A 25,731-nucleotide genomic window follows, 5' to 3' on the forward strand; every position below is an offset into this window, starting at 1 on the left:
ACTGAGATCAGGACCGCACGCGGAACCGGTTGTGTCCGAGAATCACCCGGCTATTCGTCGTCCGCGTCGCCCTCCGGCGCGTCACCGCCGCGAATGCTCCACAGCAGGCCCTCCAACTCGTCGGGCTTGATGAGGACGTCGCGAGCCTTGGAACCCTCGCTGGGCCCGACGACGCCACGGGTCTCCATCAGATCCATCAGGCGGCCCGCCTTGGCGAAGCCGACGCGAAGTTTGCGTTGCAGCATGGAGGTGGAGCCGAACTGCGAGGTGACGACGAGTTCCACGGCTTGCAGGAAGACGTCGAGGTCGTCGCCGATATCGGGGTCGACCTCCTTCTTCTCGCCGGCCTTGGCGGCGGTCACACCCTCCTGGTACTCGGGTTCGGCCTGGTTCTTGGTGAACTCGACGACGCCGTGGATCTCTTCGTCGCTGATGAAGGCGCCCTGCAAGCGGGTGGGTTTGCCCGCGCCCATGGGCAGGAACAGCGCGTCACCCATGCCGATCAGCTTCTCCGCGCCGGGCTGATCCAGGATGACCCGGGAGTCGGTCAGCGACGAGGTGGCAAAGGCCAACCGGGACGGGACATTGGTTTTGATCAGACCGGTGACGACATCGACCGACGGTCGCTGGGTCGCCAGCACTAGGTGAATGCCCGCGGCGCGGGCCTTCTGGGTGATCCGGACGATCGCCTCCTCGACATCACGCGGGGCCGTCATCATGAGATCGGCGAGCTCGTCGACGATGGCCAGGATGTACGGGTAAGGGCGGTATACCCGCTCACTGCCCAGCGGCGCGGTGATCGCCCCGGATTTCACCTTCTTGTTGAAGTCGTCGATATGGCGCACCTTGTTGGCCTGCATGTCCTGGTAGCGCTGTTCCATCTCCTCGACCAGCCAGGCCAGCGCGGCCGCGGCCTTCTTCGGCTGGGTGATGATGGGCGTGATCAGGTGCGGAATGCCTTCGTAGGGGGTGAGTTCCACCATTTTGGGGTCGATCAGGATCATCCTGACCTCCTCCGGGGTGGCCCGCTGGAGCAGCGACACCAGCATCGAGTTGACGAAGCTGGACTTACCGGAGCCGGTGGAACCGGCCACCAGCAGGTGCGGCATCTTGGCCAGATTCGCCGAGACGAATTCGCCTTCGATGTTCTTGCCGAGTCCGATCACCAACGGGTGGTGGTCATTTCGGGTGGACGGCGCCTTGAGCACATCGGCCAGCCGGACCAGTTCGCGGTCGGAGTTGGGCACCTCGATGCCGACGGCCGACTTACCCGGAATCGGGGCCAGCAGCCGGACATTCTCGGTGGCGACGGCGTAGGCGATATTGCGGGCCAGCGCGGTGATCTTCTCGACCTTCACGCCGGGACCGAGCTCGACCTCGTATCGGGTGACCGTCGGGCCGCGCACGAAACCGGTGACCGCGGCGTCGATCTTGAACTGCACCAGCACCTCGGTGATCGCCTCGATCATCGATTCGTTGGCGGCACTGCGTTTCTTGGGCGGATCGCCATCGGTGAGCAGCGTCAGCGGCGGCAGCGTGTAGTCGCCCTCGATCACCCGGTCGGCGACGAATTCGGGTTCCTTCGGGGGCGGCGGCGTCTGGTCCGCGACCTTCGGCGCCGCGCGCTTCTTCGGTTTCGGCGGGGGCGAGGCCGCGTCCTGCTCGGCCGCGAACGCGACCGCCGTGGCGATGGTCTTGGCGTCGCGCAACGGCGGCTCGCCGAGCACCTCGGTGACCGCGTTCGGATCGCCGAATTCGTCGGGCGGGTAATTCTCGGCGGGAGTCCTGCCACGCCGCCGGGCACGACCGCGGCTGACGGGGAATCCGTCGGCGTCGTAATTGTCGGGATCGAATTCGAGCTGCTCGCCGTCGTATTCGCCGTATTCGTCGCCACCGCTCGCGGTGCCGAAGTACTCGCGCAGCCGGTGCGGCACCTCGCGGACGGTCGTGCCGGTGAGCAGCAGCACGCCGAAGACGATGGTAAGCAACAGGATCGGGACGGCGAGCCAGGCGGTGAGCCCGTGCGACAGCGGACCGCCCACCGCGTAACCGACGAAACCGGCGGCACGGGACCGGCCGTGCGCATCGGTCGGCGCACCGGCGGCGAGATGCCAGATGCCCAGCATCGGCAGCCCGACCAGCAGTCCGCCCAGCACCAGCCGCGGACGGATCTCCGGGTGGGGCTCGGTGCGCATCAGAATGATGGCGATGCCGGTCGCGACGAACGGCAGTGCGGCCGAAGCGGACCCGGAGACCGCGCGGATGGCTTCGTCGGCCCAGTGTCCGATCGGGCCGCCCGCCGACAGCCACACCGCGGCCGCGATCACGCCGCTGAGCGCGATCAGGGCCAGCCCGATGCCGTCGCGCCGATGCCCGTGCTCGATCTCGCCGGCCCGGCTCAGCGTCCGGGTGGTCGCGCCGACACCGCGTGCCATCATGGTCCAGCCACTGCTGATGCCGCGGCGGATCACCGCGAGCGGGGCGGTGTCGGACGCGCGACGTACCGGACGCCGCGCCGCCGGCGTGCCGCGTCCACGTGGAGCGGGCCGTCGGCGCGGAGTGGCCGAACGCGACCGAGCCGTGGTGGTCCTCCCCCGCGCCGATCCCGCCCGCGCACTGGACGTCGTGGTGCTGCGGGGCTTACCTGCCATGGACTCAGGCTAGCCCCAAACGCACCGATCAGACCATCTGCAACACAGGTATCGTGCGTCTCAACAGCCGGAAAATGTGCCGATATGCAGGTCGGCAGGGATCCCGCGGACCGCACCGGACTAGGCGAGAGGCCGTGTCGCCCACGAATTCGGCCGTATCGCGGTGCGATGCGAGGACGCGGGCGGCCCCTGGCCTATCTCGGCGGACGTATCCGCGGGGCGCTGATCCGGCCGTAGCTCAGACCGACCGGTCCAGCGCCAATACCGTTCGCACCGCGTCGGACTCGCCCCGCGTCTCGATCCGGACCTCGTCCCGGCCGAAGGCGTGCAGCAGCAGCTCCGACGGTGTGCCGATCAGCGTGACGGCGTCGCCGGGCTGCTCCCGCACCACCGCGCGGTGGCCGTCCGGGGTCTCCAGGGCCAGCGTCACCGGCGACTTCCGGTAGGCGGCGCGTCCCATCCGCCGGACCAGCGGCCACAGTCGCCCCTGGTCGGCATCGGAGAGTTGGCGCGGCTCCCATTCCGGGGCGGCCCGGCGCACATCCTCGTGATGGACGAACATTTCGCCCAGATTGGCGACCGCGTCGACCGGTCGCAGCGGCGACCACCATGGCGGGCCGGTGCGGACCAGCTCCAGCAGGTCCGGGAAGGGTTTTTCGGCGATCTTCCGCTGCACCGAATCCAGGTATCCCGCAAACGGTTTCAGCAGAATGCCGGGGGCGGCGTCGAGCCGGCGTTCGCGCACGATCAGGTGCGCCGCCAGATCCCGCACCGTCCAGGTCCCGCACAGCGTGGGGGCGTCCGGCCCCGCCGCGGACATCGCGCCCACCAGTGCCCCGCGTTCCCGTTGTGCCATGCTCACCCGCCGAACATATCGGATCGGCGGAGGTCACGGCACCACCGAATGTGCCGGTGGCCCAATGGTTGGCATGTCAGCTGACGGAAATGTACGTTGTCACGTGGTCCGTCGGGTCACGGGCCGTTCAAACGAGAAGGGGCGTTCGATTCCGTGAAGAAATTCCTGACCACCGCCGTCGTGGTCGCCGCGGCCGGTGCCGCGCTGGCCACCTCCGCACCGGCCGCGCAGGCCCAATCCGGCTTCTACGGCGCCATCGCCATAGGCAGCAACGGCAGGTACAGCATCAGCAACAACTACGGCAGCTACAACGCGGCCGAGATGCATGCCGTCAATTCGTGCGGGCCCGGCTGCTCGGTCTCGATCTCCTGGCGCAATGGCTGCGGCGTGCTCGCCCGGTCCTCATCGCACTGGAGCAGCGCGTCACGCTCCAGCTACCCCGCCGCCCGTGACGCGGCGCTGTCACGGGTCTTCGGCGGTTACGTCGTGAACTGGCGTTGCACATCGGGCTACCAGAGCTGATTCCGGCATCCACGCCGCCGAATCCGGTGCGGCGACACACTTCATTCAGGGGAATTTCGTGAAACAACGTTCACTGCGGGCCGCGACCGCCATCACCGCGCTCGCCTCGGCCCTTACACTCGGTGCGTGCAGTTCCGACGACAGCACCTCCTCCACCGGCGCCGCCACCTCGAGCTCGCCCGCGGGCATGTTCGAGTCGGGTAAGAGCCAGGAGGGACTGATCGAGGGCGAGGCGCCGCCGACCACCACACCGCCGAACCTGCCGAAGCCGACCGCCGAGGAGCTCAACTCCCGCATCAACCGCGCGTTCGATCCGGCGGTGGGTGCCGAGGAGAAGGTCGCCTGGGTGCAGGACGCCGAACGCGATCCGCAGCTGGTGGACAAGCTCGTCGACGCGGCCAAGCGCAATAAGGTGAAAGTGGCGATCACCGGTGTCCAGGAGCCCAAGGACGGCAAGCTGAAGGCCGACGCCAACGTCACCATCGACGGCAAGCCGGTGGAGAACGCCTTCATCGAGTTCGTCGCGCAGGACGACCAGTGGAAGGTGTCGAACCAGTTCACGTGCAATATCGTGCGCACGGCGAAACTCGATTCGGCGGCCTGCCAGGCCAAGTGACAGACGCGAAAAGCGCCGGAGGCCATGGCTTCCGGCGCTTTTCGCGCTATCGGATCGGTTGCTCAGACCCCGATGACGGTCGGCACGATCATCGGGCGGCGGCGGTAGGTGTCGGCCACCCAGCGGCCGACCACGCGGCGCACGCCCTGGGCGATGCGATGCGTCTCGGTGACGCCCTCGCCCGCGAGCCGCAACAGCTCGGCCTCCACCAGTTCCGCGGCCTCGGTGAGCGCGGTCGGATCATCGGAGAATCCGCGACCGCTCACCTCGGGGGTGCTCACCGCCTTGCCGGTGGTCTCATCGATCGCGACGGTGATCGAGATGAAACCGCCCTCGCCCAGCACCAACCGGTCCGAGAGGGTGGATTCGCCGACATCGCCGACCGAGAGGCCGTCCACGTAGACGTGGCCCACCGGGACCCGGCCCACGATCGAGGCGATGCCGTCGACCAGATCGACCACCACACCGTCCTCGGCCAGCATCACGCGATCCTCCGGCACACCGGTGGCCACGGCCAGCGCGGCATTGGCGCGCAGGTGCCGCCATTCGCCGTGCACCGGCATGGCATTGGTCGGCCGCACCGCGTTGTACAGGTACAGCAGCTCGCCCGCCGACGCGTGCCCGGAGACGTGCACCTTCGCGTTCTGCTGGGTGATCACCGTGGCGCCGAGCCGGGACAAGCCGTTGACCACGGCGAAGACCGAGTTCTCATTGCCGGGGATGAGCGAGGAGGCCAGCACCACCAGATCGTCGGGGCGGATATGGATCTGGCGGTGGTCGCCGCGCGCCATCCGCGACAGCGCCGACAGCGGCTCGCCCTGCGATCCGGTGGAGATCAGCACCAGCTTGTTACCGGGCAGGGTGGCCGCGACATCGAGGTCGACCACGACGCCGTCGGGCACCGTCAGATATCCCAGATCCTGGGCGATCTGCATATTGCGAACCATCGAGCGACCGATGAAACACACCCGGCGCCCGTACTTCTGGGCCACATCGACGACCTGCTGGATGCGATGCACGTGGCTGGCGAACGACGCGACGATGACCCGGTTGCGCGCCTTACCGATGACGGTGTCCAGCACGCCGCCGATCTCGCGCTCCGGGGTGACGAAACCGGGGACCTCGGCATTGGTCGAATCCACCAGGAACAGGTCGACGCCCTCGTCGCCGAGGCGGGAGAATCCGGCCAGGTCGGTGAGGCGACCGTCCAGCGGCAGCTGGTCCAGCTTGATATCGCCGGTATGCAGCGCCACGCCGGCGGGGGTGCGGATGGCGACGGCGATGGCATCTGGGATCGAGTGGTTGACCGCGAAGTACTCGCACTCGAAGTCGCCGTGAATGGTGGTCTCGCCCTCCACCACCTCCATCAATCTGGGATGCAGGCGGTGTTCGCGGCATTTCGCGGCGACCAGCGCGAGGGTGAATTTGGCGCCGATAACCGGGATGTCGGGACGCATACGCAGCAGGAAGGGGACCGCGCCGATGTGATCCTCGTGGCCGTGGGTGAGCACGATGGCGACGATGTCGTCCATCCGGTCCTCGATGGGCCGGAAGTCGGGCAGGATCAGGTCGACGCCGGGCTGCTGGTCCTCCGGGAACAGCACGCCGCAGTCGACGATGAGCAGCTTGCCGTCGTACTCGAAAACAGTCATATTGCGGCCGATTTCGCCGATGCCGCCGAGCGCGAAGACGCGCAGACCGTTCTTGGGGAGCTTCGGCGGAGTGCCGAGCCGGTCCTGCGCGGCGACCACCGGCTGCGGAGCGGCCTGCTCGGCGCGTCCGCGACCGGACTGCTGACGACCGCGGCCCGAGCGGCGCGACTGCCCGTTCTGCGGTGCGTCCGGCGCGGACTTCTTGGCCTCGGCCGACTTCTTCGGCGCGGACTTCTTCGGCTCCTGCTTCGCCGCGGCGGGCTCGGCCGACTTCTTCGCCCGCGTGGAAGCGGCGGGCTGCTCGACGGCGGGCGCCTGGCGCACCGCTTCGGATCGGGCCGTCGCCGCGGCCTTTTCGGCGCGCGGCTCGACCGGCGGGGCCGGGGTCGGGGCGCCCGCGGCGCGACTGGCGCTACGGCGGGGACGACGTGCTAGCGGTTCGCTCATCCCAGCACCCCCGCGATCCGCAGGTCGGCGGCGAGCTGCTCGAGTTGGTCGGCCGTCGGCATGAGCTGTGGCAAACGCGGCTCACCCACCTCCACCCCGAGCAGCTTCAATCCGCCCTTGGTCATCGCGACGCCGCCGAGGCGGGCCATCGCGGCATTGAGCGGGATCAGGCTGGCATTGATCTCGCGGGCACGCACCACATCACCGGCGGTGTAGGCATCGACGAGCTCACGCAGCCGTTCGGGAACCAGATGCCCGATGACGCTGATGAATCCGACCGCGCCGACGGAGAGCCAGGGTAGGTTCAGGCAGTCGTCGCCGGAGTAGAAGGACAGACCGGTACTGGCGATGAGGTCGGCGCCCGCGTTCAGGTCGCCCTTGGCGTCCTTGACCGCGACGATGCGCGGGTGCTCGGCGAGCACCCGGATGGTGTCGGGCGCGATCGGGACCACCGAACGCGGTGGAATGTCGTACAGCGTCACCGGCAGGTCGGTGGCGTCCGCGACCGCGGTGAAGTGTGCGATCAGGCCGTCCTGGGTGGGGCGCGAGTAGTACGGGGTGACCACGAGCAGGCCGTGCGCACCCGCCCGCTGGGCGTTGCGCGCGAGTTCGATGGAGTGCGCGGTGTCATAGGTACCGGCACCCGCGATGACGGTGGCGCGGTCGCCGACGGCGTCGACGACGGCGCGGAGCAGGTCCGCCTTCTCCGATTCGGTGGTGGTCGGCGATTCGCCGGTGGTCCCGGAAATCGCGAGCAGGTCGACGCCGCGATCGACCAAGCGGGCCGCCAGCGCGACCCCGGCATCGACATCGAGCTTGCCGTCGGCGCTGAAGGGGGTCACCATCGCGACACCTACCGTGCCGGACGCACGCAGCTCCGTTGGGGTCGATTCACCGTTCGTCATGGTCAGAAAGGCTACCCGGTCCAGGGAACACCCTCGACACCCTGACCGTCGATCGGCCTGCGGGTCCGGGTGATTCACCTCCCACTCGACATCCGGATGACATCAATCCACGCCTTGTATGACATCACTTTTGGCGTCACACTGATGTCATGGACTTGAACAAGTACACCACCCGGCTGCGCGAGGATCTGATCGCGGCCGCCGCGCTCGGGGATGAGAAAACCCAGGCCACGGCCGCCGCACTCGCCGCGGCGACGGAGAGTTCGGCACGGCTGGCCCTGCTCGCGGCGCTGTCCGACCTCGCCGCCGAGGTCAGCGCCGCACTCGGCGATCGGACCGTGCGCGTGTCGGTGGACGGCACCGATGCGACCGTCGATGTCCGCAAGAACCCGACCGGCGAGGAACATATGAGCTTCGAGGAGATGACCGGCGACATCAGCCGGGTCACGCTGCGGCTGGTCGAACAGATGAAGGCCAAGGCCGAGGAGGCCGCCGCGCAGAACGGTGTGTCACTGAATTCATGGCTGTCCAACGCGGTCTCGGGCGCACTGAAGGACCAGATGCGCGGGTACGGACCCAAACGCGACGTCTGATCGGCCGGAGGCCTCATGGGGCCTCAGAGCAGCGGCGCGAGGTCTCCCTTCGCGCCGACGACCACCTCGTCCAGTTCGAGCCAGTCGGCCATCTCACGGAGCGCGTCGCGCAGTGCGGCGGCCGTGCGCGGGGTGCCGAAGCCGGGTTCGGCGAAGGCACCGGGAACCTGTAGCCGGCCGGTGGCGCGTTCGGCCCGCAGATCCACCCGGCCGACGAGTTCGCCGCCGAGCAGGAACGGGAAGACGTAATAGCCGTGTACCCGTTTGGGCTCCGGGGTGTAGATCTCGATGCGGTAGTGGAAGTCGAAAATCCGCTCGGTGCGGGGGCGGAAGAAGATCAGCGGATCGAACGGGCACAACAGGGCCGCGCCCTCGATGCGGCGCGGTGTCGTCGCGCCGGCGCGCAGATAGGCGGTCTTGTCCCAACCCTCGACCTGCACCGGTTCCAGTTCACCCGCGTCCACCAGCTCGGCGATCGCCGGTTCGGTCTGCGAACGGTGCAGCCGGTAGTAGTCGCGCAGGTCGGTCTCGGTCGCGACCCCCAATGCGGTCGCCGCGTTGAGGGTCAGTTGCCGGACGGCATCGGCCTCGTCGACCTCGCGAGCCAGCACCTCGGGCGGGATCACTCGCTCCACCAGGTCGTAGTGCCGGGTGAAACCGACCCGCTTGTCCACCGAGAGGGCGCCCGCGGCGAAGAGCTGTTCGCAGATCATCTTGGTATCGCTGAGATTCCACCAGGTGCCTTTGGGCCGCGGCTTGTCCAGTTCCAGGTGCCGCTCGACCTCACCGGCGGTCAGCGGGCCGAATTCGGTGATCACCTCGAGAATGTCCTTGCCGAGCGTGGGGTTGCGCTCCACCACCTTGCGCATGCCGGACCAGCGGCCGTGTTCGTAGCGACGCATCCGCCACCGCATCAGCGGCCAGTCCTCCACCGGGAGCAGCGCCGCCTCGTGCGCCCAGTATTCGACCAGCCTGCGCGGGCGGCGCGCACCATTGCTCCACGCCGCCGCGTCCAGTAGGGCGCGGTCGTAGACCCCGATCCGGCTGAACACCGGGGCATAATGCGCGCGCACCACGGCCGATACCGAATCCAGTTGCAGCACTTGCGTTCTGGTGAGCACATCAAGTATGGACCGCCGGTTGTTCGCGGCCGGTTTGCGTCTGCCGAATCCCTGTGCCGCCAAGGCCGTCCGGCGCGCGGCCGCCACATCCATCATGCTTCCCCGCCTCTAGTGCGTCTGCTCTGCACATCCGGAACATTACGTCGAGACTCCGACAAGTCCCACGGGCTCGATTTCGGTGCGGTCGGCAGGTCCCGAGAGGCCTACTCGCCGAGCGGCGGCGCTACGTCGTAATGCTGACCGCGCCGGCCGCGTCGATCTCGGTGCGCCGGTCCTCCTCCGGTGCGTTCGCGAGCACCGTCGCCAGGATCCGGCGGCCCATCGGCAGCACCCGCACGGTCACCGAACCCGCGTTCGCCGCGTCCAGTTCCCGGGTCGCCACGTCGATCACCTGCTGACGCACCCAGCGCGGCACCCCGGCGAAGCCGCCGTCGTCGAGCAGCACCACCTCGACCCCGCGCGAACGGGCGCCGCGGGCCGCGCTGCTCAATTCGTCGGTGACCAGTTGCGGCGCGCGCAGCCCGTCGCGCAGCTCGGCCTCCAGCAATCGGCACTGCTCGCGCTCGGCGGCGGTCAATTCGATGCCGTCGGCGATACGTTCCAGGATCGGCCGCGCCACCTTGTCCAGCCGAGCCAGCTGCCGGTCGCGTTCACCATTCTCCGCGGCCATCGTCGCCTCGGCCGCGGCCCGCATGGTGGCTTCCTCACGCAGCGATCGCAGCGAGCGCTGGGTGGGCCGCATGATGGCGGCGCAGACCGACACCCCGGCGACGGTCGCGACCGGAACGATAGATCCGGCGATCACCCCGATCCGCAGCCCCGCCGCCAGCCCGACCACCGCCACCACGATCGCGATCGCGGCGACACCCAGCCAGGCCGCGCCCAGTCGGCCGCGCAGCACCAGCACCGCGAGGACGTAGGAGGACGCGAAGGCGGTCCATACCGGTTTGGCCCAGCCGTGTTCGACATCGAGGGTGGTCAGCACCGTTGCCACCGGACCGACGGCGGCCACGAAGATCGTCGCGGGCCACGGCAGTGGATCGACCGGGATCACCAGCACCAGCACCCCGGCCGTCGTCAGCAGCACCAGGGCGGCCACGGCCGCGGGAAGGGGTGTACCCGCGAAGTTGCGGACCATGTAGAGCACGATCGTCACCTCGAGGATGACCAGGAACAGCCACGCCGCCCGATCCCGCAGCCCGAGCAGATCGCGCAGGCCGAATTCGGTATCGATATCAGCCATCGCTGCCCCAGACCAAGGTCACCGTGGTGCCCTCCCCCGGGTTCGACTCCACGAATCCGGCGCCGCCGGCCAGCTGACGCATGCGGCCGAGGATGCTCACCGTAATACCGAGCCGATCGGCGGATACCCGGCTCAGGTCGAAGCCCGCGCCGTCGTCACGGAAAACCACTCGAATACCGCCCGCGCTGACGGTGACCGTCACAGTTCGCTGTACGGGGCGGCCCGGCACCGTGGCGTGGCGCAGACTGTTGCGCACCGCCTCGGTCAGCGCGGCGGCGATGCTGCCCGCCGTGTCCACCGGCATCCGCAGATCGTCGAAACCGGCCCAGCGCCGGGTGGTGAACCCGATGCCGGGATTCACCTCGTGCACGGCCGCGCGCAGGAAGCCGATCGCCGATTGGGCGTTCAGCCGATCCGGTTCGCTCTCGCTACCCCTGGCCTCGTCGAGTTGGGTCAGGGTGCGTTCCGCCTGCCTGCGCAGCACCGGTGACTCCGTACCCGCGCGGGAGGCGTCCAGCAGCGTGGACAGCACCGCGTCGTGGATGAGGGCGGCGAAACGAGCCTGCTCGCGATCCCGGGCCGTGGCCCCGGCCGCGGTGGCCGCACGGCTGCTGGCGATCGCCGACTCCCGGTCCACCCGGGCCGCCGCGGCCCTCGCATAGACGGCGCACCACAGGAACAGCGCGCACAACCCCGCCGCTCGCGCGAAATCACCGACCAGGGTCCAGCCCGAACCCTGCGGCACCACATAGCGATTCGCGACCGCCGCGACGGCACCGCCCACCACCAGGTAGCCGACCGCGACCAGCGGACGCCAGGCCAGCGCTGCCGCGAGCACCCCGAGTGCGAAGACCCGGTACAACCACACCGAGGTCGCATCGGTCGTGGGCTGCGCGTAGGCGAACGGGATCAGCGCCATCGCGGCCAGATAACTCACCGCGGCCGCCGCCGCGACGGTCTGGATGGTTCGCTTGCTCATCCCGATCGAGACGATCGCGAGCACCGGGAACAATCCGAACCCCAGTGTCGCCGCCAGGATCGTCCATCCCACCGGGGCGAACCTGCTCTGATCGATCATTTCGGGCAGCTCGACCACCGCGGCGATCACACCGGCCAGCCCGAAGATCAGGCCCAGTTTGCGCAGAATCCGATCGGAGGCGGCCTCACCCTTGACGTCTTCGGACACCGCGGTGAAACCCCGGCGCCAGCGTCCGACCCGGAGCGAATCGAGCGAGGCGGCGCTCGCGGTCGGTGCGGTGTCCAGCATGCTGGACGCGGTCATCCGCGCGAAAACCGCTCGGGAACCGGTAGCCACCCGTCCTCCACGGCCCGCTTGTAGAGGTCGGTCTTGGTGGGTGCGGGGCGGCCCGCATCGGCGTACTTCTGCCGGATGCGGCCGAGGTAGTCGTTGACGGTCTGCTCCGACAGCCCGGTCAATCGCGCCACCCGGGAGGCCTTCTCACCGGAGGCGTAGAGGGTGAGCACCTCCTCCTGGCGCGGGCTCAGGCCGACGTCGGACAGTTGCGGATCACCGTCGATGGCGGCGGCCCAGTCGGTGGTGACCACCTGCTCGCCGGAGGCGGCGCGGCGCACCGCCGCCACCACCGTGGGGACGTCCTCGGATTTGCGCACCACGCCGAGCACCCCGGCCCTGGCGGCGGCGCGCACCAGGAAGGCGTTGTCGGCGCCAGTGAAGACCAGCACCTCGATACCGCGTGCACGCAGGGCCCGCACATTGTCCTCGGGCGAGGAGCCGTCGGCGAGACGCAGATCGAGCACCACCAGATCGAGATCCGGCGCCGTCGAGACAGGCTCCGCCGCGGCCAGCAGCTCCGGAACGGTTCCCGCGGTCAGCACCAGATCGAGATCCGGCTCCGGCGCCAGCATTGCGGCGAGTCCGATCGCGACGGATTCGTGGTCTTCGACCAGCCCGATCCGTCGCGGTGTGCTCTCGCCCCCATCGGCCCACATCACCACGACACTCCCATCCCGAGCAACTCGGTCCACATCCCCACCGTTATAACGACCCCCGAAGTATGACGGGCACGTGGTGTCAACGGTCAGACACCAAAAATCGGGGGACGTCTTCGGCACCGCACCCGGCCGTTCCGGGCGCATCCCGCTCACCTTGCACGGCCGGACCGTACTTGGCAAAACGGCGGTATCAGGACATCAGCGAGGCCGCGACCGTGGCGCCGAGTTCCCAGCAGCGCTCGATATCGTCCTTGGTCGGCGGTCCCATGACGATTACCGGCGCGGCGATCTTCTCCCAGCCGAGCCCGGTGGTCGCGCTCACCACACTGCGTTCGGCGCCCTCGGTGCCCTCATTGCCGTGCAGGTAGAGGCCATATGGGCGGCCCCTGGTCGAATCCAGGCACGGGTAGTAGAACGTGTCGAACGCGTGTTTCAGCGCACCCGACATATAGCCCAGGTTGGCCGGTGTGCCGAGCAGATAGCCGTCCGCGGCCAGCACATCGCTCGCGGTGACCGCGAGCGCCGCCCGCCGCTCGACCTCGACACCCTCGATCTCCGGATCGGTCGCGCCGGATACCACCGCCTCGAACATCGCCTGCATATGCGGCGACGGCGTGTGATGAATGATCAGCAACCGGGCCATATCGCGCTACCCCTCGCGCTCGAGTTTTTCCAGGGCGACCGCGCGGCGCATGGTTTCGCGGGCGCGCGAGCGGTCGCCCGCGTAGTCATAGGCGCGGGCCAGGCGGTAGGAGACGCGCCAGCTGTCGGGCTCCGCCTCCCATTCTCGCTTGACGCTGGCGAAGAGTTCGTCGGCCGCGGCCCGTTCGATACGTCCGGAGGGGCGGCGCGGCAGCTCGGAGATGTCGAGCTCCAAACCCTCCTCGTGGATGCGGCGGGCCAGGCGTTGATGGTCCAGGGCCGCGCGCACGGTCGCCCACACGATCCAGAGGCCCACGATCGGCAGGATCAGCACCCCGATGCCGATGATGACCGCCGCGATATCGCCGGACCCGATCAGACTCACCGCGATGCGGCCGAGCAGCAGAAAGTAGAAGCCGAGCACCAGCACGAGCGCCGCCAGCAGCACGACGACCTTGCGGACCTCACTCGCCCGGCCCGCATCACCCCGGTTGGGCTGGTTCGGCTGCGACCCGGGAGTTTCGCCGCTCGGCGGTGCGCTCACAGGTCCAGGAAGGGATCGAGGCCGACCGTCAGTCCGGGCCGGTTCGCGATTTCGCGGACACCGAGCAGCACACCGGGCGCGAACGACGACCGGTCGATGGAGTCGTGGCGGATGGTGAGGGTCTCACCCTGCGTGCCGAACAGCACCTCCTGGTGCGCGACCAGCCCGGCCACACGTACCGAATGCACGCGCACACCGTCCACCTCGGCGCCGCGGGCGCCTTCCAGTTCGGTGCTGGTCGCATCGGGGCTGCGGCCGACCCCGGCACGCTCACGGGCCGCCGCGATCAGGCCCGCGGTGCGGTAGGCGGTGCCCGACGGTGCGTCGGCTTTGTTCGGGTGGTGCAGCTCGATGACCTCGACCGAGTCGAAGAACCGGGCCGCCTGTTCGGCGAAGCGCATGGACAGCACCGCGCCGATGGCGAAGTTCGGGGCGATGAGTACACCGGTCTTCGGGCTGCCCGCCAGCCAGCCGCGCACCTCATCGAGGCGGGCGGCGTCGAATCCGGTGGTGCCGACGACCGCGTGAATGCCGTGTTCGACAAGGAACTTCAGATTCCCCATCACGACATCGGGATGGGTGAAGTCGACGACCACCTGGGTGCCCGACTCGGTGAAGACCTCCAGCGAGTCGTCCTTGTCGACCTGCGCGACCAGTTCCAGATCGGCTGCCGCCTGCACCGCCGCGCAGATCGCCTGGCCGACTTTCCCGCGTGCTCCGAGCACTCCGACCCGAATGGTCACCGCACCTCCTTGTTTCGCTGGTGCGCCCAAGCCTAATGGCGTTGCGGACGGACGCGGAGCGCAGCCCCATACCGGCCTACGCCGAATCACATTGCCATATGTGCATGTTTGCGAAGTCGTCGCCGGTGCCCTAGCGTCGCCGGAGTGACTTCGATTCGCGCCCGCGCCGCGGTGTTTCTGGCGGCGGTCGACAGCAAGAAATTCGCTGTGGGGCCGCATGATTGGCAGTACTACTGCGGCGGCGCCGGCGATCCGGTCCTGCTATTGACCGGCGGCGCGGGCATCGGCATCGCCTGGGTCGATCTGGCTACGGCGCTACTACCCCGATTCCGCGTCATCGCGCCCAGCTACCCGCCGAGCATCGGGGCATGTGACGAACTCGTCGACGGCATCGTCGCCCTGCTGGACACCGAGGGGATCGAGCGCACCCACGTGGTCGGGCAGGCCGCGGGCGGCATGTTCGCCGAATTGCTCTCCCAGCGCGCGCCGGAGCGAGTCCGATCCCTCACCTTTTCCAGCACCGGCCTGTACGGCCCGGAGGATGTCGACCGGCTGCGCATGCGCGTGCACAACACGCTCGCCGCGCCGTGGGCGCAGACCAGGGAGTCCATTCGCGAGGCACTGCGCACCGCCTGGCGAGATTCCGACGACGCGGAATTCTGGATCGAACAGATCGATGCGGTGACCGATCACACCGGAAGCGACGGCGCCGCCAACTCGTATCAACTGCTGCTCGAACTCGCCATTCGCGTCGACGCGCTCACCGGCGGGCCCGCCTGGCGGGGGCCGACACTCATCCTCCGCGCCGACGACGACCCGTTGATCAGTGCCACCCACACCGACCGACTGCGCGACCTTCACCCCGATTGCGACTACCGAACCTTCCCCGAAGGCGGCCATTCACTGCTCATCAGCCGCCCCGGCGAATACATCGCCACCGTGGGTCGGTTCCTCGACGCGGCCTGACCACTACGCCGCCGACCTCCCGAGCACCTCGACCAATGCCGTAATACTGTGCGCGCCATACCCTTCGGCGACCGCGCGGCGCAGCAGATCGTGCATCGGTTCGCGCCAGGACATATCGACCCCCGCCTCCGCGCCGAACTCCGCTTCATCGCCGATCGAGGCGTGGAACAGGTCCACCGAGGAACCGAGCTTCGTGTAATCCGCGGTGTCGATCTCCTCGGCCATGATCGGCAGGATCGCCGCGATCATGTGCAGCCACTTGGTCGCGTACGGCACCATCGATCGGGCGGGCAATCCGCGTGCCCCGAGCATCGCGGCGCCTTCGAAGAAGCCGAGCAGTGTGGGAAGCAGGGTCGCGCCCACCGCCGTTTCGTAGAGCGCCGCAAGATCGGGTTCGGCGCCGAGATGGACGGTATCCCCGCCGAGCACTCGCAAGGTCTCGACCTGCTCGTCGAAGACCTCGCACGGACCTCCGTAATACAGGAGGGTGTCCGGATTACCCACTGCCGCAGGGATATTCTTGATCGCACCGCCGAGATACCGCGCGCCGTGCGCGCTCGCCCACTCGGCCAGCGCCCGCGCACCGCCGGGGGTGCCGCTATTGAGCGACACCAGGGTGCGACCGGATGCCACGCCGCCGGCCGGGGCGAGACTCGCCAGCGTAACGTCGAATCCGGTGAGTACGGAGACAATCAGCGGGCTCGCGGAGACCGCCGCCGAAATGTCGGGCGCCGCGACGGCACCGCGCGCCACCAGCGGCGCGATCTTGTCCGGGCTGCGGTTCCACACGGTGGTCCGGTATCCGGCCGCCAGGAATGCCTCGGCCACGGCCCGGCCCATCGAGCCGAGCCCGAGCACCGTCACCGGCGCGCGACCGTCGTCGGTCATGGTTCCTCCCACAGTGATTCGAGCCGTCCGGAGCGAATGCTCCTGGATTGGACCGAGTCTCGGAGTTGCGGCGACCGCGAACAAGTACGCACTTCGCGGGAAGATACGAACCTGTGGGTAAGCGAGGAGGTCAGCGACGGGCCGCAGTCGTGCCACGCGGGCACCGTCACACCGACGTCGGCGCACCCCGCACAACCATTCACGTCGCGGGCGGGCGGAACCTCGGACCCGGCCATATTCTCGGCCATCCGCGCGAGCACCCGCATCGTCTCGGCGTACCGCTCATCGGTGATGCCCTCGACCATCGCGCGGCGGCGCCGACCGATACGGGCGAAGGCCGCGTCGTGCGTCGCACGTCCGGCCTCGGTGAGTGTCAGCGTGCCGGCGTCCTCGGCCACCAGACCGCGATCGACCAGTTGGCCGAGCTGGATGCCGAACTCGGCGGCGTCTTTCCAGAACGGCGCCAGTCCCTCGCGCACCCGATCCGCCGGGGCGGGGCCACCGTCCAGGGAATGTAGTAGTTGCCAGTGCCTGCGGCCCAGTTCGCCCGCAGCGAGGTCCTCATCGAAACGCAGGTTGATCAGCCGATCGAGCTCTGCGAGCCAGTACCCGATTCTGTGTTGTTCGGCCACGACTCCTCCTCATGCATGTAGTCTTACAATTAGATGTAAAAGTACATGTAATGAGATTCCGATGGAAGAGCACGATTCGATCACCGAGGCCGTCGAAACGGCGCTGGTCCGGATCCGGCGCAGGCAGACACGCGGCGCGCTGGCCGGGGATTCCCCCGTGCCGATCGCCGTGTTCCGGGTGCTGGATGCGGTCGCAGCAGGACGGCGCCACCGTCGGCGCCCTGGCCCCCACCCTCGGCGTCGACCAGCCACGCGCGAGCCGTCTTGTCGCCCAGGCGGTTTCGTCGGGATGATTGGAAGGCTACTGGTCCGTTTCGTGGACGCGATGGATGATTCGGGCGCCCCTCCGGCTTCCCGGGATCGCAATGATCGCCGTAATACCGTGCGTACCAGACCCTTCGGTGGCGGCATGGCACACATCGCGAAACTCAGTCGAAGACGATCACCTGACGCAGGGCGTGGCCCGCGGCGAGTTCGTCCATGGCGTGATTGATCTCGTCCAGACCGATATGGGAGGACACGAGGCGCTCGACGGGCAACCGACCCGCGCGCCACATGCGGACGTATTCGGGAATATCCCGGGACGGCACCGCCGAACCCAGGTAACTACCGATGATCGACCGCCCCTGGGCGACCAGGGCGAGCGGTGAAATACTGGCCCGCGCATCAGGGGCGGGCAGACCGACGGTGACCGTAGTGCCGCCGGGCGCGGTGGCGGCGACGGCGGTTTCGAAGGCGCGGATATTGCCCGCGGCCTCGATCACGATCTCCGCCTGCACGCCCTGTTCGGCGAGTTCAGCCGGGGTGTAGGACGCGGTGGCGCCGAATTCCCTTGCCAGCGCCAGCTTTTCCGGGACGGTGTCGACGGCGATCACCTCACCGCCCAGCGACACCCCGACCAGCACGGCCGCCATGCCGACGCCGCCCAGGCCGATCACCAGCACCCGATCACCCGGGCCCGGCTTCGCCGAATTCAGTAGCGCCCCACCGCCGGTCAGCACCGCGCAGCCGAGTACCGCGGCAACTTCGGGGGGGACGTCATCGTCGACCGGGACCACCGACCGGCGATCCACCACCGCATGCGTCGCGAAGGCGGAGACGCCGAGATGATGGTGCACATCGTCGCCGTCGCGATGTAGTCGCCGCCCACCGTTCAACAGTTCGCCCGCATTGTTGGCGAGGCTGCCCGGTCCGCACGGCGTCCTCCCATTGCTGGCGCAACCGGCACACTCGCCGCAGCGGGGCAGGAAGGTCATCACCACCCGTTGCCCGACTGCGATATCGCCCTCGCCCGGCCCCACCGCCTCGACCCGGCCCGCCGCCTCGTGTCCGAGCAGCATCGGGACCGGACGCACCCGGTTACCGTCCACAACCGACAGGTCCGAATGGCACAGTCCGGCCGCTTCGATCCGTACCAGCAGCTCACCGGGTCCAGGCTCGCCGAGTTCCAACTCGCACACCCTGATCGGCATCGACTCGGCGAACGGCACCGGCGCCGCGATCCGCTCCAGAACCGCACCACGAATCCTCATTCCACCGACGCTACCGCGCGTGGTGTGTCGTCAGAGCGGACACCGCCGAAAGATGGTCTCGATCACCCGGTACTTGGCAACCTCAGGGCGGACCGCTAGTGTTTTCGGCCGTGACGGTGCTCCTGTAGGCCGCCTTGTACCGAGCCCAGGGTCGGGATCGTCACATCACAAGGAGAAATCCCCTGTCAGTACAGTTCAATCACACCATTGTCGGATGTCTTGACAATCGGGTGTCCGCGGAATTCTGGGCGGACATCCTGGGACTGGAAATTCGCGGCGAATGGGGCCCGTTCATCGTGTTGCCGATGGACAACGGCGTCACCTTCGACTTCGCGAACGTGCCACCCGGCACCGAAATCCATCCCCAGCATTACGCCTTCCTGATCTCCGAGGCCGAATTCGATACGGCCTACGCCAAGATCCAGCGGTACAAACTGGATCATTGGGCCGACCCCAGGCAGCAGGGGGTCAACGAGATCAACCACAACGATGGCGGACGCGGCGTCTACTTCCTCGACCCCGGTGGGCACTTCCTGGAATTGATCACCGTGCCGTACGGCGGCTGGCCCGCATAACACCGGACGGGGCGGTATCCACTCGGATACCGCCCCTCCGCCTTTCCCGCACCGACCGGTCCGGACGTCGCCGCCCCGTAAATCCGCTGTCGCGGTTTGTTTTTCGAGTCACACCTGAGGCGACGCATGCCCGCGTACGCTGTGACGTACTTTCGGAAGGCTTTGCGCCAATTCGCATTTGCGACGCCAGTACCCACCTCGTGTTCGCCTTGTCGCGAACCGCATCAGCGAGGATCCCATGCCCATCGCCATTCAGAACCTGATCATTCTCGGGGACAGCCTCTCCGATATCGGCATCAAGCGGGAAGCGCCTACCGGCATGTTCGCCCGCGCGGCCGGAAAGATGCGTACCAATGAGGCAGGCCGCTTCAGCGACGGCAAGAACTGGACCGACTACCTCATCGAATGGATGGGCGGTGAAAACCTGGTCCGCGGCGATGCGAAGAACACCAAGCGGATGAGCGAGCCGCATCAAACCCTGACCCTGAGTTCGATGGTGCTGCGGACCGACCGCGGTGGAAACCGGCCGGTGCTGTACGCCAACTATGCCGAGGGTGGGGCCATCGCCGCATCCGATTGGAAACCCAAGGCCGGCGCCCTCGGCTACTTGAAGGATGAGGCCGCGAAATATATCGCGGCGCGAAAGGCGCTGGGGGGCGACTACTACGGGCCCACTCTGCACATCATCTGGATCGGATTGAACGACCTCATCACCGCGCAGCGCGCCGCGGGCATCAATATGTACGCCGAGGACGAGATCTTCGAGGTCGGATTCTTCGACCGTAACAAGAGGGGCACCGGCATAGAACCGATCGTGCAGGAGATCAAGGATGTGATCGACAGCATCGGCAATGCCTTCCCCACTACCCGCGACACCGACCATTACGTACTGATCGACCTGCCGAGCCCGACCGTCTCGATCCGCTTCCAGGACAAGATCGCCGACGGGAAAGTGCGGTTGCTGAACAAATTCGAGAAGAACACCCAGCATTTCAACGACCTCCTCGAATCCATCGTGACCACTTGGCCCGCAGCCGTTGACGGCACACCCGGCGCGAAGCATGCCAATGTCTCGCTGGTACGAATGTCGGACTGGATGAATTGGGTCTCGGCCAATGCCGAGGCGTTCGAACTCATTCCAACGGCCCAACTCCCGGGCGTCCCGGTGCTCTACGGCGGCCAGCAGGACCACCCGCCGATGCCCCTGCGCCGCGCCCTCACGACCAGCGATCTCGCCCACCCGACCCAGGCGGTGTACCAGCTCATCGCCCGCAAGATCGCCGACCATCTGGTCACCAGATACACCATCGGGTGGTTGGACGCCGAAACCTGGCGGTCCAACCGACCCTACCCGAACGTCAACCCCTGATCGGGATGGTGCTCAGGCCGCCGGCGCGGGCGCGGACTCCGGAGCCGGCGGCCAGGGATTCGGTTTGACCGAGGTCGGCTTGCGGGTGGGATTGTCGTCCCAGTCGAACCGCACCCCGACCCAAGCCTTCGGGTTGTCGAAATGGGTTTCGTCCGCGGTGAATCGAGTAGCCAGGAAGGAGATGTCGCCGAAGAAGTCGGCTTCGGTGAAGGTCGCGGTGCGACCCGCGAGGGTGCTGCGGGCGAAGCTGACCGCACCGTGGAATTCGGACCGGGCGAAGTCGACCTCGCGGGTGCCCCGATGACGCAATCGACCCGCCGTACCGAGCTGAGCCTCGTCGAAATCGACCTGTGTCGCATAGAACTGGGCGCCGGTGAACGCGATCCGCCGGCCGGTGAATCCCACCTGACCGAAGCAGACGCGTTCACCGTCCAGGGTCGCCCGCTCGAATGAGGTCAGCTCCGCCCGGAACGCGGTGTCACGAAACGATGTTCGAGCACCGGTGAAGCGGGCGCCGATAAATGTGACACGGTCGCCGACGAACCGCGTATCGCTGAAAGAAGTCTCCGGTGAGCCGAAGGTCACCCCATCGAATGTAGTTCGTGGAGTGCGGAATTCGGCCCGGTCGAAAATTGTTGCGGGAGCCTCGAAGGTGGCGTCCCGGAAGGTGACGTGCACGCCGGTGAACCGCACCCGATTGAAATCGGTATGCCGATCACCCAGGAACCTGGCCTTGGCGAAGGTGGTCCAGCGCCCGCCGAACTCCGCGGCCTCGAAGTCGACGTTGTCGAATACCGCACCGGTGAAATCGAAATCGCACCGCGACCACGAGACATCGGAGAAACCGCGCAGATGCTCGGCGATCACGCGGGCGACCGCCCACCGCACCTCGCGGTCGTTCTGCCGGAACTGATAGGTGCGTTCCACCTTCCTGCCGGACTCGTCCACCGTCTCCGACCGGGACACCAGGTGATTCGCACCACTGTCCGGGTCGAAGGGCAGCCGCAGGTACCCGCACAGCACATCGACACATTGCTGACGCCGACTCGGCGCCGAGAACTCGTCCGCCACACCGGCCATCGCGTACACCCCCGCCAATCGCACCGCGGGATCCGCGTCCCCCAGCTGCCGCGCCGCCGCCCCGAACAGCTCCGCGAACCGGCCTCGCTCCTGATCGCGCTGCCGCCGGTATGCCACCACCAGCGCGACCGCACCGCCGACCCCCGCCGTCACCGACAGCGCGATCTTGGTGAGGTCCAACTGATTCGGCGTCTCCGCCTTCGCCCCCAGCCCGAGCCACAACAACCACCAGGTCAACGCGGCAATACCGAGTCCACCAACCACCGCCGTCAACACCGCGAGCAACAATGCCGCGCGGTGCAGTCGGTCACCCAACCGCCCCCATCGCATGAGCTGAATGGTAGCCGGATTACCCCGACCCCACTAGCGGACGAGATCGGTCGGCCCTGTGCCCCAGCGCTTTCCGGGACTTCCCCGATTCGCGGTACCGCACCGCGGCCGCTCCGCGGGGCCAGGATTCGCCGCCCGTACGATGCACTCATGGACGATACGGTGGCGGTGGTCGAGGGCTTACATGCGGATCTGGCGACCTGGCTGGGATCACCAGCACCCCAGGAGGTCTTCGACCGGTTCGCCGCGGCCCAGCACGCACAGTTCTCGATGGTGACGACCGCGGGCGAGGTGCTCGACCGGGCCGAACTGCTCACGGGGCTGCACGGCGCTCGAAATGCCCAGCCGGGCTTGACCATCACGATTTCCGATATCGAGGAGCTGATCCGCGATTCGGGCACGATCGTGGTCCGCTTCCGGGAGGAGCACCGGGTCGCCGATACCCGAACTGCCCGCTGGGTCACCGCGGTTCTCCACGTGGGCCCCGACGAACACATTCGCTGGCGCTCGGTCCAGGAAACCTGGATCCCGGCCGGACGCTGACGCACCCACCGGTGCGGGCGAGTGGCACATCACGGCCTGTCGGCCGCGTGCCACTCGACGATGATCAGGCGGGTTGGACGGCCTCACGGCTGCGACGAAGGCCGAGAGTCGCGGCGCAGAGGCAGGCCAGGGCGACAACGCCGACAAACCAGGGGAATACGGTATCCAGACCCCAGGTGGTCGCTGCCCAGCCCGCGAGTATGGTCGGCAGGGCCAGGGCGCTGTAGGCCAGCAGATAGTAGGCCGACATCGTCTCGCCGCGTTTGTGCTGCGGCACCACCTCGGACAGGTGGCGCAGCGAACCGCCGAAGCCGAGGCCGAAGGTCGCGCCGAGCGCGACCCCGGCGGCGAGCACCGCGACCCAGTTGTGGGTGGCCAAGGCCGGGACGGTGAGCAGCAGCGCGATCGCCATGCCGGTGTCACCGATGATCGCGGCCCAGCGGGCGGGTACGCCGGTGGCGAAGAGCTGGGCGGCCGCCCCGGACAGCGCGGTGGAGGCGACGACCGCGCCGCCGAAGACCAGATTGTGGATGCCGGTCTGCTGTGCGGCGAGCGACGGATACAGCGACAGCAGCACGCCGAGGACCGACCAGGCCGCCATCACGCCGATCGCGGAGAACCAGAAGTCGCCACGAATCTCATGCGGGATAGCGGGCTTCGCGATCCGGATGCGTCCGGACACCCGGGCCACATGCGGTTCGCGCAGCGCGAGCACCCCGACGCCGATGATCAGGCAGACCACCGTAATGACCACGTACGGCGTGCGCAGCGGATTCGGGGCGTACTGCGCGAGCAGCGCCGAACCCAGAATCGCCACCGCCATACCGACATTGAAGGCGACGCCGCTGAGCTGCCCCGAACGCGCGCCCCGATGCGGGCGCAGATCCAGCAGCGCCGCCGCGCCCGCCACCACCGTCGCACCGACCGCCATCCCGTGCATTGCTCTGGCCAGCAACAACATCGGCACCGAATCGGCGAGTATGAACACGATGAGACCGGCGATCATAGTGGCGAAGGCGCCGAGCAGTACCGGTTTGCGCCCGACCACATCCGAGATCCGTCCGGAGACGAGTACCGCGCCGAGGGCGGCGACCGCGTACACCGCGAACACGATGGTCGTGGTCAGCGGGGAAAGGTGCCATTGCGTCTCGTAGATGCCGTACAACGGCGCGGGCACCCCGGAGACGCCCAGGGCGACGCCGCTCGCGGCCAGTACCAGCGCGTAGGCCCACCGCTGCGAGGTCTGCTCGTCCGCAGCCGCCGCCACTGTCGCCGTCATCGATACTCCGATCAGGTAAGTTTGATGGTGATCGAACCGGACTCGACGATACATCCGGTTCGATCACCATCAAACCCCCGAGTGAGGTAGATCATGACCGATGCTAACGAAGAGGCTCCGCCGATCGCATCGCTGCCCACGGTCCTGGGAGCCCTGCAGGATCCGATCCGCTTGGAAATGGTGCGACGCCTGAGCAATGCGGGCACCGCCGTCCGCTGCGGCGCGCTCTACGAGGTCATCAACAAATCCACCGCCACCCACCATTTCAAGATCCTGCGCGAAGCCGGCGTCATCGAACGCCTCGTCATCGACGGCCAAACCTGCCAGCGCCTGCGCACCGCAGACCTGGACGAGGCGCTACCCGGCGTACTTCCCCCGATCATCGACGCCGCCAACCGCGCCCAGCGGACCTGACCCGGCACGCAGAGTGCCCGCACCTGCCGAGTACGCGATTCGAGTCATGAGCGCGGCCGCACAGCAGCGCACCCGCGTCCGGTAACCGACCCGAACGACGGGTCTAGCGGTCACCGGTCGGCGGCGGTGTGACGGGCGGTGTGACCCGGAACGAGGGCAGCGTCGGCAGCGGCCGGGGATGGAATTCCGGAACGGCCGGACGACGCGGAGGTCCGTCGCTACCGAATGACTCGGCCGCCATTATGTGTGCGCCCCACCAGATTCCGAGCCACATGACCGCACCGACCGTCAGCAACAGACTCGCGTATAGGACGGGTCGGCCCCACATCCGGATCTCCAGCGCAAACACCAGCAGCAGTTCGAGCACGAAGGTGAATCCGACCACACCGACGATCACGGCGGTGGCGCCGAATGCCGCCGGTTGCCGTGACCAGTGGCGCACCGCGGCCAGTAGGCCGAGCAGCAGCAGCCCGCCGAACAGCACCAGGATCACGCTCACGCCCGCGAAATCCTCACTCGCGGAGCGATCCGTTTCCCCATCACGGCGGCGCACCCACGCGACGAACAGCATCAGATGCGACAGCGCCGAACCCAGGACACCGGCCACCAGCAGCACATACCCGGCGCGCACTAGCCCGGCGGATCCGTCCACCCGGCTCACCACCGCGCCGAGGTCGGCGATCAGGCTCGCGAACAACAGAATGACCAACGCGATAATGGCTTCCGGACGGCGCAGCAGCCGAGTGCGCAGATAGCGCGGCGGCAGCTGCCGCCGCAACTTCCGGAACACCCCGGACCACGCCACCAACACCCCGAAGAACAGCGCCGGACTCACCAACCGCATCGCGCCCGGCCCGACCCACATCGATAAAACCACCACGAAGCACGCGAAGAACCAGGACCATGCCGCCAACCGCAGCAGTGCCCGCCACATGATCTCGGCCAGCAGCCTGCGCGCATCGGTGTGCTCGGGTCGCGACCCCAGCAGCCCACGCAGCGTCGCGACGGCCTCGTCGCGGGTGAAGTTCTCGAACTCCATCCGCGCCTTCAGCTGCAACAGTCCGGAATGCACCGGGTTCTCGGCCAAACCCGCCGCGACGTGCTGCCGCACGGCCGCCGAATCGTGCAGCAGCCAATAGGCTTCCGCCACATGCGCGTGCGTCTGCGCGTCATGCGGCGCGAGCGCGACCGCCCGCCGCAACGCGTCCCTGGCCTCCGCCCCGTCCCGATCCGTCTTCGATGCGTCGATGAGTACCCCGGGCCAATGTCAGCAGCGCGGAATCGCTGTCGGGCGCGAGTCGGACGCCCATCCGCGCGTACCGGATCGCCTCGTCGTGCCGACGATCGACATCGAAGGCCAGCGCGGCGGTCAGGTACGCGTCGAACCGATTCGGATCGGCGGCAATGGCGGCGAGCGCATAGCGCAGCGCCTCCTCGTTACGATCCAGCCGATAGGCGAGATCGGCCATCAATTCCAGCAATACCGGATCGTCGGGCGCACCGAGCAGTGCCGCCCCGACGATCTGCCTGGCCTCCTCGACCCGCCCCAGATTCGTGGCCGCCCGCGCCCGCGCGACCACCGAGCCGACCTGTCGCATACAACTCCCCCGTGTC

The 25,731-nt window shown here is 67.9% G+C and carries 26 protein-coding genes; 8 read left to right on the forward strand and 18 right to left on the reverse strand.

What is annotated here, in order from left to right; translation table 11 throughout:
- Window positions 1–50: 50 nt before the first annotated feature.
- Window positions 51–2,651, reverse strand: a complete 2,601-nt coding sequence (locus tag AB0H61_RS04415) for a DNA translocase FtsK (RefSeq protein WP_357299055.1) — start codon at window positions 2,649–2,651, stop codon at window positions 51–53.
- 238 nt (window positions 2,652–2,889) lie between these two features.
- Window positions 2,890–3,513 carry a TIGR03085 family metal-binding protein gene (locus AB0H61_RS04420; protein ID WP_357299057.1) on the reverse strand — a complete coding sequence of 208 codons (624 nt, stop codon included), beginning with the start codon at window positions 3,511–3,513 and terminating at the stop codon, window positions 2,890–2,892.
- Between the two features lie 147 nt (window positions 3,514–3,660).
- Here AB0H61_RS04420 and AB0H61_RS04425 point away from each other — a divergent pair, with 147 nt between their 5' ends.
- Both AB0H61_RS04425 and AB0H61_RS04430 read left to right on the forward strand, forming a co-directional pair.
- Complete coding sequence (locus AB0H61_RS04425) at window positions 3,661–4,029, forward strand: DUF4189 domain-containing protein (protein ID WP_357299059.1); 369 nt, start codon at window positions 3,661–3,663, stop codon at window positions 4,027–4,029.
- Window positions 4,030–4,087: 58 nt separating this feature from the next.
- Window positions 4,088–4,645 carry a hypothetical protein gene (locus tag AB0H61_RS04430; RefSeq protein WP_357299062.1) on the forward strand — a complete coding sequence of 186 codons (558 nt, stop codon included), beginning with the start codon at window positions 4,088–4,090 and terminating at the stop codon, window positions 4,643–4,645.
- A gap of 62 nt (window positions 4,646–4,707) precedes the next feature.
- Here the strand turns inward: AB0H61_RS04430 and AB0H61_RS04435 are convergent, their stop codons facing one another.
- Window positions 4,708–6,744 (reverse strand): RNase J family beta-CASP ribonuclease, encoded by a 2,037-nt coding sequence (locus AB0H61_RS04435; protein ID WP_357299064.1) that lies wholly within the window; start codon window positions 6,742–6,744, stop codon window positions 4,708–4,710.
- Entirely contained in the window at window positions 6,741–7,649 is a 909-nt protein-coding gene (dapA, locus tag AB0H61_RS04440) for a 4-hydroxy-tetrahydrodipicolinate synthase (RefSeq protein WP_357299067.1), read from the reverse strand. Before dapA ends, AB0H61_RS04435 begins: the two co-directional genes overlap by 4 nt.
- A 149-nt stretch (window positions 7,650–7,798) precedes the next feature.
- Here dapA and AB0H61_RS04445 point away from each other — a divergent pair, with 149 nt between their 5' ends.
- On the forward strand, window positions 7,799–8,242 hold the full coding sequence (locus AB0H61_RS04445; RefSeq protein ID WP_357299070.1) for a toxin-antitoxin system HicB family antitoxin: 444 nt from the start codon (window positions 7,799–7,801) through the stop codon (window positions 8,240–8,242).
- 23 nt (window positions 8,243–8,265) lie between these two features.
- Here the strand turns inward: AB0H61_RS04445 and AB0H61_RS04450 are convergent, their stop codons facing one another.
- From AB0H61_RS04450 to dapB, 7 genes are all read right to left on the reverse strand, one after another.
- Entirely contained in the window at window positions 8,266–9,456 is a 1,191-nt protein-coding gene (locus AB0H61_RS04450; RefSeq protein ID WP_357299876.1) for a crosslink repair DNA glycosylase YcaQ family protein, read from the reverse strand.
- Window positions 9,457–9,586: 130 nt separating this feature from the next.
- Window positions 9,587–10,606 carry a hypothetical protein gene (locus AB0H61_RS04455; protein ID WP_357299072.1) on the reverse strand — a complete coding sequence of 340 codons (1,020 nt, stop codon included), beginning with the start codon at window positions 10,604–10,606 and terminating at the stop codon, window positions 9,587–9,589.
- Window positions 10,599–11,921, reverse strand: a complete 1,323-nt coding sequence (locus AB0H61_RS04460; RefSeq protein WP_357299074.1) for an ATP-binding protein — start codon at window positions 11,919–11,921, stop codon at window positions 10,599–10,601. Before AB0H61_RS04460 ends, AB0H61_RS04455 begins: the two co-directional genes overlap by 8 nt.
- Window positions 11,885–12,577, reverse strand: coding sequence for a response regulator transcription factor (locus AB0H61_RS04465; RefSeq protein WP_357299879.1), 693 nt, complete (start codon window positions 12,575–12,577; stop codon window positions 11,885–11,887). Before AB0H61_RS04465 ends, AB0H61_RS04460 begins: the two co-directional genes overlap by 37 nt.
- Window positions 12,578–12,770: 193 nt before the next feature.
- The gene (locus AB0H61_RS04470) at window positions 12,771–13,223 is read right to left on the reverse strand and encodes a flavodoxin family protein (RefSeq protein WP_357299076.1); all 453 of its coding nucleotides are present in this window, start codon (window positions 13,221–13,223) and stop codon (window positions 12,771–12,773) included.
- Window positions 13,224–13,229: 6 nt separating this feature from the next.
- Entirely contained in the window at window positions 13,230–13,670 is a 441-nt protein-coding gene (locus tag AB0H61_RS04475) for a hypothetical protein (RefSeq protein WP_357299882.1), read from the reverse strand.
- Window positions 13,671–13,762: 92 nt separating this feature from the next.
- A complete protein-coding gene (gene dapB / locus AB0H61_RS04480) occupies window positions 13,763–14,509 on the reverse strand; it encodes a 4-hydroxy-tetrahydrodipicolinate reductase (protein WP_357299079.1) in 747 nt (248 codons plus the stop codon).
- A 144-nt stretch (window positions 14,510–14,653) separates the two neighbouring features.
- On the opposite strand from dapB, the gene AB0H61_RS04485 reads away from it, so the two are divergent.
- Window positions 14,654–15,475, forward strand: coding sequence for an alpha/beta hydrolase (locus tag AB0H61_RS04485; protein ID WP_357299080.1), 822 nt, complete (start codon window positions 14,654–14,656; stop codon window positions 15,473–15,475).
- A 3-nt stretch (window positions 15,476–15,478) separates the two neighbouring features.
- Here the strand turns inward: AB0H61_RS04485 and AB0H61_RS04490 are convergent, their stop codons facing one another.
- The 3 genes from AB0H61_RS04490 to AB0H61_RS04500 form a co-directional block, all read right to left on the reverse strand.
- Entirely contained in the window at window positions 15,479–16,363 is an 885-nt protein-coding gene (locus tag AB0H61_RS04490) for an NAD(P)-binding domain-containing protein (RefSeq protein ID WP_357299082.1), read from the reverse strand.
- Complete coding sequence (locus tag AB0H61_RS04495; protein ID WP_357299084.1) at window positions 16,360–16,995, reverse strand: hypothetical protein; 636 nt, start codon at window positions 16,993–16,995, stop codon at window positions 16,360–16,362. Before AB0H61_RS04495 ends, AB0H61_RS04490 begins: the two co-directional genes overlap by 4 nt.
- A 428-nt stretch (window positions 16,996–17,423) precedes the next feature.
- On the reverse strand, window positions 17,424–18,527 hold the full coding sequence (locus AB0H61_RS04500; RefSeq protein WP_357299086.1) for an alcohol dehydrogenase catalytic domain-containing protein: 1,104 nt from the start codon (window positions 18,525–18,527) through the stop codon (window positions 17,424–17,426).
- Window positions 18,528–18,709: 182 nt separating this feature from the next.
- Between AB0H61_RS04500 and AB0H61_RS04505 the strand changes: the two genes are divergently transcribed.
- Window positions 18,710–19,102, forward strand: a complete 393-nt coding sequence (locus AB0H61_RS04505; RefSeq protein WP_357299884.1) for a VOC family protein — start codon at window positions 18,710–18,712, stop codon at window positions 19,100–19,102.
- A 238-nt stretch (window positions 19,103–19,340) separates the two neighbouring features.
- The gene (locus tag AB0H61_RS04510; protein WP_357299088.1) at window positions 19,341–20,471 is read left to right on the forward strand and encodes an SGNH/GDSL hydrolase family protein; all 1,131 of its coding nucleotides are present in this window, start codon (window positions 19,341–19,343) and stop codon (window positions 20,469–20,471) included.
- 12 nt (window positions 20,472–20,483) lie between these two features.
- Here AB0H61_RS04510 and AB0H61_RS04515 read toward each other — a convergent pair whose 3' ends face one another.
- On the reverse strand, window positions 20,484–21,881 hold the full coding sequence (locus AB0H61_RS04515) for a pentapeptide repeat-containing protein (protein WP_357299090.1): 1,398 nt from the start codon (window positions 21,879–21,881) through the stop codon (window positions 20,484–20,486).
- Between the two features lie 150 nt (window positions 21,882–22,031).
- Here AB0H61_RS04515 and AB0H61_RS04520 point away from each other — a divergent pair, with 150 nt between their 5' ends.
- Window positions 22,032–22,424: a hypothetical protein gene (locus AB0H61_RS04520; RefSeq protein ID WP_357299092.1), complete on the forward strand. Its 393-nt coding sequence runs from the start codon at window positions 22,032–22,034 to the stop codon at window positions 22,422–22,424.
- Between the two features lie 64 nt (window positions 22,425–22,488).
- On the opposite strand, the gene AB0H61_RS04525 is transcribed toward AB0H61_RS04520, so the two are convergent.
- Complete coding sequence (locus tag AB0H61_RS04525) at window positions 22,489–23,703, reverse strand: MFS transporter (protein ID WP_357299094.1); 1,215 nt, start codon at window positions 23,701–23,703, stop codon at window positions 22,489–22,491.
- Window positions 23,704–23,796: 93 nt separating this feature from the next.
- Between AB0H61_RS04525 and AB0H61_RS04530 the strand changes: the two genes are divergently transcribed.
- Window positions 23,797–24,117 carry a helix-turn-helix domain-containing protein gene (locus AB0H61_RS04530; RefSeq protein ID WP_357299096.1) on the forward strand — a complete coding sequence of 107 codons (321 nt, stop codon included), beginning with the start codon at window positions 23,797–23,799 and terminating at the stop codon, window positions 24,115–24,117.
- A gap of 103 nt (window positions 24,118–24,220) precedes the next feature.
- Here the strand turns inward: AB0H61_RS04530 and AB0H61_RS04535 are convergent, their stop codons facing one another.
- Together AB0H61_RS04535 and AB0H61_RS04540 are read right to left on the reverse strand one after the other, a co-directional pair.
- The gene (locus AB0H61_RS04535; protein ID WP_357299098.1) at window positions 24,221–25,267 is read right to left on the reverse strand and encodes a hypothetical protein; all 1,047 of its coding nucleotides are present in this window, start codon (window positions 25,265–25,267) and stop codon (window positions 24,221–24,223) included.
- A gap of 19 nt (window positions 25,268–25,286) precedes the next feature.
- Window positions 25,287–25,715, reverse strand: a complete 429-nt coding sequence (locus AB0H61_RS04540; protein ID WP_357299100.1) for a tetratricopeptide repeat protein — start codon at window positions 25,713–25,715, stop codon at window positions 25,287–25,289.
- Window positions 25,716–25,731: the final 16 nt, after the last annotated feature.

The organism is Nocardia sp. NPDC050710 (assembly GCF_040654375.1).
Taxonomy (GTDB): Bacteria; Actinomycetota; Actinomycetes; order Mycobacteriales; family Mycobacteriaceae; genus Nocardia.